This window comes from Desulfocicer niacini (assembly GCF_054657595.1).
Map to the genome: position 1 here is coordinate 99,502 of NZ_BAAHYK010000013.1, position 13,300 is coordinate 112,801.

Annotated in this window: 10 protein-coding genes; 4 read left to right on the forward strand and 6 right to left on the reverse strand. The window is 48.0% G+C overall.

All coding sequences use genetic code 11. The features are described 5' to 3' along the window. Positions 1 to 13: 13 nt before the first annotated feature. The 6 genes from mnhG to ACYQ2M_RS09030 all read right to left on the reverse strand — a co-directional run bounded on the left by mnhG (position 14) and on the right by ACYQ2M_RS09030 (position 5,685). Positions 14 to 331: a monovalent cation/H(+) antiporter subunit G gene (gene mnhG / locus ACYQ2M_RS09005; protein ID WP_459916002.1), complete on the reverse strand. Its 318-nt coding sequence runs from the start codon at positions 329 to 331 to the stop codon at positions 14 to 16. Then, a complete protein-coding gene (locus ACYQ2M_RS09010) occupies positions 328 to 609 on the reverse strand; it encodes an MrpF/PhaF family protein (RefSeq protein ID WP_459916003.1) in 282 nt (93 codons plus the stop codon). Before ACYQ2M_RS09010 ends, mnhG begins: the two co-directional genes overlap by 4 nt. Beyond that, positions 609 to 1,109 (reverse strand): Na+/H+ antiporter subunit E, encoded by a 501-nt coding sequence (locus tag ACYQ2M_RS09015; RefSeq protein WP_459916004.1) that lies wholly within the window; start codon positions 1,107 to 1,109, stop codon positions 609 to 611. Before ACYQ2M_RS09015 ends, ACYQ2M_RS09010 begins: the two co-directional genes overlap by 1 nt. Before the next feature lie 135 nt (positions 1,110 to 1,244). Beyond that, positions 1,245 to 3,227, reverse strand: a complete 1,983-nt coding sequence (locus ACYQ2M_RS09020) for a peptidase U32 family protein (RefSeq protein WP_459916005.1) — start codon at positions 3,225 to 3,227, stop codon at positions 1,245 to 1,247. A 272-nt stretch (positions 3,228 to 3,499) separates the two neighbouring features. After that, the gene (locus tag ACYQ2M_RS09025; protein ID WP_459916006.1) at positions 3,500 to 4,384 is read right to left on the reverse strand and encodes an IF-2B domain-containing protein; all 885 of its coding nucleotides are present in this window, start codon (positions 4,382 to 4,384) and stop codon (positions 3,500 to 3,502) included. Then, on the reverse strand, positions 4,381 to 5,685 hold the full coding sequence (locus tag ACYQ2M_RS09030; RefSeq protein WP_459916007.1) for an ArsB/NhaD family transporter: 1,305 nt from the start codon (positions 5,683 to 5,685) through the stop codon (positions 4,381 to 4,383). The genes ACYQ2M_RS09025 and ACYQ2M_RS09030 overlap by 4 nt, the downstream gene beginning before the upstream one ends. A 775-nt stretch (positions 5,686 to 6,460) precedes the next feature. Between ACYQ2M_RS09030 and ACYQ2M_RS09035 the strand changes: the two genes are divergently transcribed. The 4 genes from ACYQ2M_RS09035 (at position 6,461) to ACYQ2M_RS09050 (ending at position 13,285) form a co-directional block, all read left to right on the forward strand. After that, positions 6,461 to 8,566 (forward strand): DEAD/DEAH box helicase, encoded by a 2,106-nt coding sequence (locus ACYQ2M_RS09035; protein WP_459916008.1) that lies wholly within the window; start codon positions 6,461 to 6,463, stop codon positions 8,564 to 8,566. Positions 8,567 to 8,833: 267 nt separating this feature from the next. Then, positions 8,834 to 10,516 carry an energy-dependent translational throttle protein EttA gene (ettA, locus tag ACYQ2M_RS09040; RefSeq protein WP_459916009.1) on the forward strand — a complete coding sequence of 561 codons (1,683 nt, stop codon included), beginning with the start codon at positions 8,834 to 8,836 and terminating at the stop codon, positions 10,514 to 10,516. Positions 10,517 to 10,530: 14 nt separating this feature from the next. Then, positions 10,531 to 11,400 (forward strand): DMT family transporter, encoded by an 870-nt coding sequence (locus ACYQ2M_RS09045; protein ID WP_459916010.1) that lies wholly within the window; start codon positions 10,531 to 10,533, stop codon positions 11,398 to 11,400. 292 nt (positions 11,401 to 11,692) lie between these two features. Continuing rightward, on the forward strand, positions 11,693 to 13,285 hold the full coding sequence (locus ACYQ2M_RS09050; protein WP_459916011.1) for a peptide chain release factor 3: 1,593 nt from the start codon (positions 11,693 to 11,695) through the stop codon (positions 13,283 to 13,285). Positions 13,286 to 13,300: the final 15 nt, after the last annotated feature.

Consider the following 13,300-nt stretch of genomic DNA (forward strand, 5'->3'; position numbering starts at 1 on the left):
TCACCTTTGCGGGTTAATTTTTTTTGGTCCATGGTTTCAGGCCTGCACGTACACCGGCATCCACAATGGCATGGGTTGCCGTGGGACTTGTGATGAATACAAACACCACAATGAGAATAATCTTCAGGGCGGACAATAAATTTCCCAGGGAAAACTCATGGAGCACATACAGGGCCAGGCCCGCCATGGACATAAAAACCCCCATGGTATCCAGCATGCCAGCGGCATGGAGTCTGGAGTAAAAGTCGGGCAGCCGGATCATGCCAACGGAACCGCCGAAGAAAAAGATAAAGCCGATAATAATCAGTAAAGCAGATATCCAGATTATCATTTCATCTCCTCACTTAACCCTTTTCGTTTATGAAAATATCGTGAAGCAGCAATAACGGCGATGAAATTAAGCAGCGCGTAGGCAAGGGCGATATCTATGAACATATCCACCCGGTTAAAAACAAATCCGATCATGATCAAAAGAACCGTGGTCTTGCTGCCAATGGCGTTTACACCCATGAATCGGTCCAGAATCGTGGGGCCCATGACGGCCCTGTAAATCGGTACACCCATGAGTATGGTGAGTACGATGGCTGAAAAGAGGATAAATTTGTCCATTATTCACCAAAAATTTTGGCAACCCTTGTTTCCATATCGCCGGGAAGTGGGGCTGCAGATTCATTGTCAATGGCGTGTATCGCCATATCGCCGTATGTGGTGGCGGCGACGGTGATGGTGCCGGGGGTCAGCGTGATGGAGTTGGCAAATGTGACCAGCCCCATGTGTGATTTGATGGTGCTTCGAAATTTGATGATCTGGGGATTAATTCGACTGTGCATGTCCCGACTCAGGACAAGGCGGAGAACATGAATGTTGGCAAGGATGATCTGCCATATAAGCCATGGAATATACTTGATAAATCCAATCCACATCTTTGAAACAGTGATGAAGCTAGGTGCCGTGATGAGAAAGTCTGCAGCCATCCACGCCACAAGACTACAGGAGATGACCCCCAGGGTAAGGTGAAAGAAATCAAATTTTCCAGAGAAAATCATCCAGAAAAGGAACAAAATAAAGAAGTTTGCAAGAACAATAGATTTACGTCGCGTCTTTTTCAAAGTAAAGCTCCATGTTATTGGGGTTAGAATAGCACCAGAATACTGAAGCGGAATTACTTATTTTATGACTTTTAAAAAATGATGACTAACCTTTATTTAAAAAAATAGAAAAGGTCAACATTTTTTTGAAAAAAATCATAGCAATGTGAGGTTCCAGTTCCAGAGTCCAGGCCTTTGTTTTAAAGAAATTTCTTTATTTACAGGTTCTTCCATTGTGATGAAATAACGGTAACCCGCCTGATATAAAATTTTTTTCATGGGAGATAAATTTAATCGCCAACCAGGAAAAATCCAATAATTATTTTCTCTTCTGGAAATCCATGCAGACTCTCCCATGGGACTTGAAAAGGGCAAATCCGGTGAAATTTCCTGGGAAATAATCCGCGAAATTGCAAGGGGCCAGTTTCCTTCCATTACCACACCGAGGGGAAGGGGGCTGACATTGGGCAGGGTAACAAAGTCATTCTGGGTTAATTCTGGGCTGACAAAGGCACCGGAAAATCCCATGTCCCGTAGGATGTGCACATGAAGGCCATTGGCGATGTTGCAGAAAGGGCCTGCCCAGAGATTGAGCTTTTCAGGGGTGTCAAAAAGGGCAATCTGCCAGGGAATATTCAAGACAAAATGGCGGGCATGGCGCTCCAGGGCCAGGTCAATGGCCATTTTTAAATTTTCTTCTTCACCGGGCCACAGCACCGGGGGCAGAAACCACCAGGTTTGTTTGATTTTTTTCCCGCTTTCCCTTTTCACCGTTGACAGGTCCAGCCACCGGGCAATGGTTCCCGGTGTTCGACCCACGGGGGCGGATCTGAAAAGGGTGATATCCCGGAGGGGGGCATTTACCACGGATGCCGGTATAAGATTTTGTTGTCCCAGGGGTTCCGGGGGGATATCGGCGGGTTTTATGTCAGGAGGACTGAACCTTTCAAGTTCCCCGGCAAGATCCTGGATCAGTGCATGGACCTCGGGTTCTCTTCGATCCACGATGAATGCCGGTGCCCCCTTTGCCGGTCTGGGGCCTTTACCTGGCTTTAACACCAGCTTTCCTTTTTTGGGAATGGGGCGGGTGATTCGCTGGATCAGGTGGCCCTTGTCCTCTTCATACCCCATCCGCAACAGATCACCGTTCAAAAGGGCTTCCCGGGTTATCACATGGGGGGTATCTCCCTGCTTGACCCGTCCAATGAAGAGTCCGGATCCGGTTTCCGCATCTTTTTGCAAGGGGCTCTGGGGCCTCTGGGATAGCAAGTTATAGTGGGTTGCAGGTCTTCCCATGGCATATTCCAGAAAGGAAAGGGCAATCTTTTTCTGTTTGGGATCATGGCCATGATCCCTGAGCATTTTATAGGCTTTCACCGTGTAAAACACATAGTGGGGACTTTTTTTTCTGCCTTCAATTTTCCATGTGCTGACCTGGGGGATGTCCTTGAGCACTTTAACAAGCACATCCGCGGAGAGATCCAGACAGGAGAAGTAACGCTGTCGGTTGTTTTTCTGGCGATACATGCGTCTGCAGGGCTGTACACATCTGCCCCTCAGGCTGCTTCTGCCCCCGAACCAGCTGCTCCAGTAACATCGGCCGGAAACCCCATAACAAAGCGCCCCATGGATGAACACCTCAAGATCCAGCTCTTTGGGTGTTTTGTCAGCCATGATTTTTATTTCGTCAACGCTCAGTTCCCTCGGAAGGACCACTTTGCAAAAGCCCATTTCTTTTGCCGCATCAAGACCCATGGGAAAGGTGCAGTTGGACAGGGTTGAAAGGTGAAGTTCTCCTTTGAAACCCACCTCCCTTGCGATTGCGGCCACACAGGGGTCCTGGATGATAAGGGCATGGGGATTGACATATCTGGTAAGTTTGGTCAGAATCCGGTGCACCTTATCGATCTCCCCCTGCTTGACAAGGGAATTGAAGGCCACATGCATTTTTACGTCCTTGTTTCTGGCCAGGGCATTTAGCCGGGAGAGTTCTTCCATGCTGAAATTGCCTGCTTCCATGCGGGCAGAAAAAATTTTCAGTCCACAGTATATGGCATCGGTACCGGCGGCAATGGCCGCCAGAAAGGCATTCTGGTCACCGGCAGGTGCCAGAATCCGGGGTTTTAATTTTTTGTTCATTTTTTCTTATACCATCTATTTGGGTTGAATGTGTAATGCTGCCGGGAAAATGGGAGTGCGCCCGGATATTTTTGATATAAAAGGATATGTTGCAAGCCCCTGACTGAAACTGGGCAAGGGTATCTGCTTTGTGTTTAAGAATCAATGATTTTGTTGGAGGGCAACAGCGCCCACTCTTAATTAAAAAGCCCATCCCCCTTAACAGGGACGGGCTTTTTGATTTTTTTTTATTCATTTGCCTGAATCAGGCAGAAATGAAAATTTTGCCAGGATCAGGTAGGATAAGCGTTTTTATCCAGCTCACCGTTTTCAGTGACAATGTGATTGATCAGATCCAGGCTCACCAGGTCGTGGGAATGGGTGGTCATGGAAAAGTCCATATTCGCACTGTGGGTATTTTCTTCTTCTTGGTAAATGTACTGATCCATTGATGCCTTGTGGGAGTAGTGAAGCGTGTTGGCAAAAAGATGTACTGGAATACCATTAAGATGACAAAGGCTTACGCTGCCTGCGGTGCCTGTGGGCGCCACAATTTTTCTGTCCGATGTGATGGTCAGGGCACCTACAAACATTTTGGTGGCACGGTCAATGTGATGGCTTAAATTGTAGGCCGGTGCCACAATGTGATCAATGTCGTTATCCCGCAGGGCCTGGATGATCTGCCGGGTTCTGTCCCGGTTGTGCTCAAGGATAATAACCTCAAAGCGCTTGTTCCATTTTTCCTTGGCCTGTACCAGGATGTTGGTCACCACGGAACTGGGGGAATGGACAATGATGACATCATGGTTGTTGATGTACTTCAAGCCGTTTTCCGTAACCCTTGCGGCATTGTCCTGGAACTGCTTGATTCTTTCCTGGAGGTTTTCAATGGTTTTTTCCCGGATTTCTTCCAGATCCATTTCCGGTGTCATTATCTCCCCCATCTCCTTTTCAAACCGTTCCAGAAGGTGGATCAGGGGAATAATTTTAGGCTGGGAACTCTTAAGTGCTTCTGCCAGTTCAAAGTAAAGGGGTTGCAGCTGGTCTTTGGTGCATTTGAGTTGACGGATGGACTCAATGAAACTGTTTAAGGACAATACCGTCATCCGGGCAATACCCTGCATATCGCCAAGGTTGCGAAGCAGTTTGTACATATTTTGTCTATTTTTATCATTCATAAGGATATCCATAGATAGAGGGTGAGAAATGCTGAGGCAATTATCAGTGTCATGATGGTGATGGCCGCACTGGCCTTCATGAATTCAAGAAAGCTGATGTGTACCCCTGCCTGTTTGGCCATGCCCACGGAAACAATGTTCGCCGAGGCACCGATCATGGTAAGGTTTCCACCGAAACAAGCGCCCAGAGCCAAGGCCCACCAGAGGATATTGTTGGGAATGGGATTGACTTCCAGCATGAGTCTTACAATGGGAATCATGGTGATTGTAAAGGGGATATTGTCCAGAAAACCAGATACAATACCTGACACCCACAAAACGGTGAGTACCATGACATAAGGGTTGTCCCCGATTCTTAAGAATACCTTGTGGGCCACCCATTCAATAACTCCCTTGTGTTCCAGTACCCCCACCAGGATGAAAAGACCGGCAAAAAAGAGCAGGGTGCTCCATTCCACCTCTTCAAGCATATGCTCCACATCCACTCCGGAGATGGTAAACAATACCATGGCCATGAAAACAGCCACAACCCCCGGGGACATTTTGGTGACGGTCTGGGTGACAAAGAGCAGGATGGCAATGACAAGGCAGCTCAAGCCTTTTACCAGAAGTTTTTTATCAATGCGGGTATTGAGAAACTCAACCTTGATTTTTTCCAGCAGCAGCTGAACGGAAAACAGTTTTGCCAGATTGTTGTCAATGGGTTTGAATTTATCTTTGTTGGTGAACCAGATAAAGAGCAGGACGGCAAAAAATGAAATAATTACCGGAATGATGAGGTTTCCGATGAACTGGTTAAAGGTCAATCCCACCTTGGAGCCTATGATGATATTGGGGGGATCACCGATAAGGGTGGCCGTACCGCCGATGTTGGAAATAACCGCCTGACTGATGACATAAATCTTGGGGTCCAACCCCATTCCCCGGGTCAGTTCAATGATGATGGGAATGATGATAAGAACGGTGGTGACATTATCGAGAAATGCCGAAAGCACCGCCGTTACAATGGAAAAAAGAATTAAGATTTTAAGGGGGTTGCCCTTGGTCAATTCTGCAATCCTTACGGAAAGAATTGAAAAAAATCCTGATTTCCTGAGTACAGCAACAATGGACATCATACCCAACAACAACATGATGGTCTCAAAATCAATCAATGATGCCGCCGTGTGTTCATCCACAACATGCATGATCAAGAGAACCATGACGCCCAGAAGCGCTGATACTGCCTTGTTAACCAGTTCAAAGGTTATCAGGGCGTAAACAATTAGAAATACAATAATTGGTACTGTCGCACCTTCCATGACAAATCCTTTTTGAGAATACTCCCCTGGGTCAGTGCTATGGCCTCTGGGAGAAAAATCGGTTAGCGGTGGTTAAACCGTTTCAAAAATTAAAAAAATGAGTCTCATTGTAATATCAGTGATTTCAAAGGGATGGGCAGGTCGGACTTGCATTATTGTGCTTTTGTTCTTGCCCGTCCTATCCTGCGTCGTGTTTATACAACAGCACACTAAAATAAGTCCGACCTGCACCCTCCCCCTGTTCTCAGGTGGTCGATATTGCAAAAAAAGCCTCATAAAACATTGACCATGGCGCAGCATTGAGAATCGGTTAAAGACTGCTCGGGAACAGAACTCATCTTTAAAGCAGAATTCTGGTGCAACGCCGGGAGTTCCTATACTCTAAAAATACCTTAAATGCAACGATGAGGCGTATTTATTTTTATGATCTGGTTCATCGGGGCTTCCTGGAAGATTTTGATTTTAACCGGAAATCATAGGTTTCAATTCGGTCTTGTTCCACTGGATCAGATTTTGATATTTTAGAAAGGGCATTCTTCATATGACCCAAAAAGTAGGTTGCACTTTTTTTAAAACTTATCTTTAAACTGGGTGCATTGCTCTGGAAAATGTAAAGCATAAATGAAGCGTGCCTTTAAAAGCATTGGTTCTTGTTTTGATCAAGCCCTCACGGGGGGTGGTTTAATACGGTTTATGCCCATCCTCACCCCAACAAAAGCAAATAAATATCGCTGGCATCTTGCATACTTGTGGGAATTGTGGTTTTATCCTGTCCATGGAAAAAAAAAGAAATCATGGTGGAAAAAAAAGAAAAAATGGCATGGCTGGTTTTGCTTCCATGAAGCCCGGTGCGGACAGCTGTCTTAGACCCGTATTTGAGAAAATTGGTGTGCCCCACAGCCGTCCCTTTTCTCCAGACCCCTTCCAGCAAGAAGCCGTTGGGGCCATCGCCCAATGGGATTGTCTGGTCACAGCCCCCACCGGGGCAGGTAAAACATGGATTGCGCAAAGTGCGGCCCGGAGGGTTATAGACAGGGGGGAGCGGGTGTGGTACGCAACACCCTTAAAGGCCTTGACCAATACAATATATGCCCAGTTCATTGCCGAGTTTGGGCAGGATAAAGTCGGGATACTCACCGGTGATAAAAAAGAAAATGGGGATGCCGATATTATCATCGGCACCACAGAGATTTTAAGAAATCAGCTCTATGATGCCATGCACACGGGGGAAGATCTTTCCTGCAGCCTGGTGATTTTAGATGAAGCCCATTACCTGGGGGATGCCGAACGGGGAGTGGTGTGGGAAGAAACGCTTATTTATCTGCCCCAGCGGGTGTCTTTGCTTTTGTTGTCCGCCACCATCGGCAACGCCGATCATATTGCCGGATGGCTTGAATCCATGAGGGGGAAAAAATGTCAGGTAATCCAGGAGACCCAACGTCCGGTTCCCCTGTTTCCTTTGTTTTTTCATCCATCGGGCACATTAAATCCTCTGCTGAAAGAAAAGGGTATCCCCGGAAAAAACAGAGTGCACAGAAATGTGATGGCATATATCAAGGCAAAACAGCTGCCAGCCATTTCCCAGCCCGGTCGTCTTCCCCGGTTCGGTGAAATTTTAAAGGTGTTAAAGGCCTACGATCTGCTGCCGGCCATTTTTTTTCTAAAATCCCGGGTGGATTGCGACAGGGCCATTGGTCTTTGCAATGGAAAAATTCTCAAACAGGACCCCAAAAGAAAGGCCCTTCTGGCAAGAAGAATACAGGAACTTGTGGGAGACAATCCCCATTTAGCAGGCCATGACCAGCGTATGCACATGGAAAAATTCGCCGTGGGTTCCCACCACAGCGGTCAGCTGCCTGCCTGGAAGGTGGTGGTGGAAACCCTTATGTCCGAAGGGCTTTTAGATGCCATGTTTGCCACCTCCACCGTTGCGGCCGGGGTGAATTTTCCAGCAAGAAGTGTGGCTATTTTAAATTCCGATCGGTTTAACGGGGTCTCGTTTCTTCCCCTAACGGCCAGCGAGTTTCAGCAGATGACCGGTCGTGCCGGGCGAAGAGGTATGGACAATATCGGGTTTGCCATTGTCATGCCCGGTAAATTCATGGACCTTAAACATGTTGCCAAAATGGTGACGGCCCCCCCCATGGATGTGAACAGTCAGATTAAGATAGACTTTTCCATGGTGCTGAACCTTTTACTTTCCCATACGCCCCCCCAGATCCATGAACTGCTGGAAAAATCCTTTGCATCCTACCTGATTTCCCTTGGAAAACAGGGCCGTCAGGCCAGAAAAGAGTATGGCTATGGATTGAAATACCTGTGGCAGGATTTTTTGGCCCACCTGGATTTTTTAAAGGAGGAGGGATTTGTCACACCGGAAGGCACCTTGACCGAAGATGGCGAATGGACCTCCCAGTTGCGCATGGATCAGCCTCTTATGGTGGCCCAGTGTCTCCGCCAGGGGCTGTTGCCCGACCAGGACCCTGTGATGCTGGCGGCGGTGATGGCAGCCTTTGTCAATGAAAAAACCTTTGATGATGATGCCCTTCTGGGGCATCGCCTACCCAAACGTCTGACCCGGGAATTTGCAAAGCTAAGGGAAGCGCTTTTTCCCTTTGCAGAAAAATTACAGGCAGGTGGGTTTTCCGCCCCCAATCTGTATCTCCAGCCAGCCATTCCGGTTTTTTCCTGGGCCATGGGGGTGCCCTGGGATCAGGTGGTGGATGGTTCTGTGTTTGCCGAAGGCGATCTTGCCCGGTTGATTTTAAGAACCGGTGAGAATTTAAGGCAGCTTGCCGGGGTGAGCGGGCCTTTTCCCCGCATTGCAGAAAACGGGCGGGAGGCCATTGATATGATTTTCCGGGAACCTGTGATATATTAGGTGGTTAATGGGTACAGGGTGTTAAATCGTCTTGTCGTTTTGGCTTTTTTATTAGAAAATAAAACGTCTGGGCAACCTCAGCAGAGCCCTCCCGAGGGATAATAGGAACCGGCCAATTGAGCCGTCTACGGTTTCGGGCCGGGCCCATTGCCCCTCGGGGGGGGCGCATAATACCATTTTGATTTTTGCCACGCGTGTTAAAAAACAATGGAGGCAACAAAGGAATGTTGTCACCTTTATCAAAGTTATATTAAGGAGTTTTAAGTCATGTCGGAAGATACAAAAAAAGTTATTTACTCCATGATGCGGGTGAGTAAATATTATGATAAAAAGCCAGTGATCAAGGATATCAGCCTGTCCTATTTTTACGGGGCTAAAATCGGTGTGCTGGGACTCAACGGTTCCGGTAAGAGTTCCCTTTTAAAAATCATGGCGGGCATTGATACCGAATACAATGGAGAGACCATCCTTTCCAAGGGATTTTCCGTGGGGTACCTGGAGCAGGAACCCCTTTTAAACGAAGATGCCACCGTAAGAGAAATTGTGGAGCAGGGAGTCCAGGAAACAGTGGACCTCATGAATGAATACGAAGCCATCAGCGAAAAATTTGCAGAACCCATGTCCGATGATGAGATGGACAAACTTATCCAGCGACAGGGGGAACTCCAGGAACAGTTGGATCATCTGGAGGCATGGGATCTGGATTCTCGGTTGAAGATGGCCATGGACGCCCTTCGCTGTCCCCCCGAAGACATGTCTGTAAAGCTGATATCCGGTGGAGAAAAACGTCGGGTGGCCCTGTGTCGTCTGTTACTGAAACAGCCGGATATTCTGCTTTTGGATGAGCCTACCAACCATCTGGACGCCGAGTCTGTGGCCTGGCTGGAACACCACTTAAGTCAATATGCGGGTACGGTTATTGCGGTAACCCATGACCGTTATTTCCTTGATAATGTTGCTGGCTGGATACTGGAGCTGGACCGGGGTGAGGGAATTCCCTGGAAGGGCAATTACTCCTCCTGGTTGGAACAGAAGGGCAATCGCCTGAAAAACGAGGAAAAGCAGGAAAGTAAACGCCAGAAAACCCTGGAACGGGAGTTGGAGTGGATCAAAATGTCGCCCAAGGGGAGGCGTTCCAAATCCAAGGCCAGATTGAGTTCCTATGATCAGCTTTTAAAGCAGGACAGCCGGGATAAGGAGCGAGATCTGGAAATTTTTATTCCCCCGGGACCCCGCCTGGGAGACAAGGTGGTGGTGGCAAAAGGTATTGCCAAGGCCTTTGGGGAAAAACTTTTGGTGGAAGACATGAACTTCATTCTTCCACCCGGTGGGATTGTGGGGGTGGTGGGACCAAACGGGGCAGGAAAGTCCACCCTCTTTAACATGATTTCCTCAAAAATATCACCGGATAAGGGTTCCATGGAACTGGGAGAAACGGTAAAGCTTGCCTACGTGGACCAGGAGCGCAACATCCTTGACCCGGACAAGACCGTTTGGGAGGTTGTTTCCGGGGGCAACGAAACCCTTCTTCTGGGAGGGCGGGAGGTGAATTCCCGGGCCTATGTGTCCAAGTTTAATTTTTCAGGTGCGGACCAGCAGAAAAAAGTAGGAGTGCTGTCCGGCGGTGAGCGTAATCGTGTTCATATGGCCCGGATGCTCAAGGAAGAGGCCAACCTGCTTCTTTTGGATGAGCCCACCAATGATCTGGATGTTAACACGATGCGTGCCCTGGAAGAGGCCTTGGAAAACTTTGCCGGATGCGCCATTGTCATTAGCCATGACAGGTGGTTCCTTGACCGCATCGCCACCCATATTCTGGCCTTTGAAGGCGACAGTCAGACCGTGTTTTTTGAGGGCAGTTATTCCGATTATGACAAGGATCGAAAAAAACGACTGGGTATCAAAGGCGATCAGCCCCAGCGTATTAAATACCGCCAGTTGACAAGATAGCGCTGTACTGACTGATGTCTATTTTCATCAAACCGGCGGTGAAAAAAATAAACCCCGGTCTCCGGGATATACATCTGGCGGTGCTGCTGTTCGGTTTTTCCGGGCTGTTCGGGAAATTTCTCCTGTGCAGCCCGGTTTTAATTGTTTTTGGCAGGACAGTTTTTGCCTCCTTGTTCCTGTTGCCTTTCTTTTTCTTTCCCGGAAACAAAATATCAGCCCCCCGGGTCATGTTTATGCTGCAGGGGGCGCTGCTGGCCCTGCACTGGTGTACTTTTTTTATTTCCATCCAGATTTCCACGGTGGCCATGGGGCTTTTAACCTTTTCCACCTTCCCCGTTTTTGTCACCTTCATGGAGCCTTTTTTCTTCAAGGAAAGACTGGGGGTTAAAAATTGTGTGGTGGCGCTGGTGGTATTTGTGGGACTGGTGATGGTGATTCCCTCCTTTGATCTTTCAAGGGAGCCTGTAAAGGGGGCGCTGTGGGGGGTGACATCGGGATTTACCTTTGCCCTTCTGGGTCTTGTAAATCGAAAAAATGTAAAAACCATTCCTCCCCTGACGGTCTCCTTTTACCAGAATGTTTTTGCCGCATTGTTTCTGATACCCTGGGTGGTGTTCCTGGATATCGATTTTCCCACACCCCGGGAAATTTTTCTGCTTATCCTTCTGGGGGGCCTCTGTACGGCCCTTTCCCACTTTCTGTTTATTAAATCCCTGGTTTATATCAAAACCCGCACCGCCGGGATTATTACCGCACTGGAACCCCTTTACGGGATTTTGCTTGCCATGATTTTTCTGGGGGAAGTTCCCGGAATGCGCACCGTTGCCGGAGGCCTTGTTATTATCGGAGCCACCCTTACGGCAATGCACAGCCATGAACCCTGAGGGTTTGATCCCAACAAGGGGCACCCTGAATATTTGGATGGAATCTCTGGTGGGCAGAATCCGTGTTTGGGTGCTGCATAATTGCGTAATATCTCAGTTTTGAACTTACTAATCTGCTTATTTTTAAAAATATGATAATTATTTCCTTATAAGCCGGAAGGTTGTGTGATTGATGAAATCCATGGGCGTTTAAAAAGGAAATAATTAATTCATTGAAAAAAGCCCTTTTATGGACTATATAAACCAATTCGGTTGAGTTGTGTTATGGGAATACAAAATGTTTAAGGAATCCATGAAAACAGATCCACGCACGGTAAAAGAAATTGCAAGACGTCGCACCTTTGCCATCATCAGTCATCCCGATGCCGGGAAAACCACTCTGACGGAAAAGCTCTTATTGTTTGGCGGTGCCATTCAGCAGGCAGGTGCTGTCAAATCCAGAAAAACTGAACGCAAAGCCACCAGTGACTTTCTCTCCATTGAGCAGGAAAGGGGGATCAGTGTCTCGTCCTCGGTGATGAAATTTAACTACAAAGGCTTTGAGATTAATCTGCTGGATACCCCGGGGCATAAAGATTTTTCTGAAGATACGTATCGGGTACTTACGGCGGTAGACTGCGCAGTGATGATCATTGACAGTGCCAAGGGCGTGGAACCCCAAACCCAGAAATTAATGGAGGTGTGTCGCATGCGAAACACCCCCATTGTGACCTTCATAAATAAGATGGACCGTGAGGGCATGGAGCCCCTGGACCTGTTTGCAGATATTGAAGAAAAACTTCAGATTGAATGTACGCCCATCACCTGGCCCATTGGTATGGGAAAGCGGTTTCGGGGGGTGTACCATCTGGAAAAAAAAGAGTTGGGTCTTTTTTCGCCGGGATATAGCCCCCGGGATGGGGATGGGGTGATGATAAAAGATCTCAATGACCCCATTCTGGATCAGGAGCTGGGTGACCAGGCCCGGGAACTCCGGGATGATGTGGAACTGATCCGGGGGGCGGCAGATCCCTTTGATATGGATTATTATCTCAAGGGGTCCCAGACTCCTGTTTTTTTTGGCAGTGCCATTAATAATTTCGGGGTCCGGGAAATGCTTGACTCCTTTGTTAAAGTTGCCCCCCCCCCGGGTGTCCGCCAGGCTGCCACCCGGGCGGTTCATCCGGAGGAAGTGGGTTTTTCCGGCTTTACCTTTAAAATTCAGGCGAATATGGATCCGGCCCACCGGGACCGCATTGCCTTTTTCAGAATCTGTTCCGGACGATTTAAAAAGGGAATGAAGGTTCGGCATCACCGCATCGGAAAGGATGTGATTATTTCCAATGCCACCATTTTCATGGCCCAGGAACGAAGCAATGTGGATGAGGCCTTCCCTGGGGATATCATCGGTATCCACAATCACGGCACCATCAAGATTGGCGATACCTTCACCGACAAGGAACCCTTGAAATTCACCGGTATCCCAAGTTTTGCCCCGGAACATTTTCGGCGGATTATTCTGAAAAATCCCATGAAAACCAAGGCCTTGCAGAAGGGTTTGACACAGCTGGCAGAAGAGGGCACCATTCAGGTCTTTCGCCCCCACATCAACAACGATTATATAATGGGGGCCGTGGGTGTTTTACAGTTTGACGTCACCATGGCCCGCCTCAAGGCAGAATACAGTGTGGAAGCAGACTCTGAGCCGGTGGCCCTTGCTGTGGCCCGCTGGATTACCTGTGACAAACCGGAAATGAAGAAAAAATTTATCAGTCAGAATGCCGCAAGCATAGCCGTGGACTCAGAAGGATGGGTGGCCTTTTTAACCACCAGTGAATATCAACTCGGCTTTGCCATGGAAGCCTGGCCGGATATTCAATTTCATAAAACACGTGAGTATAATTAAATAAGGAGAATCGTG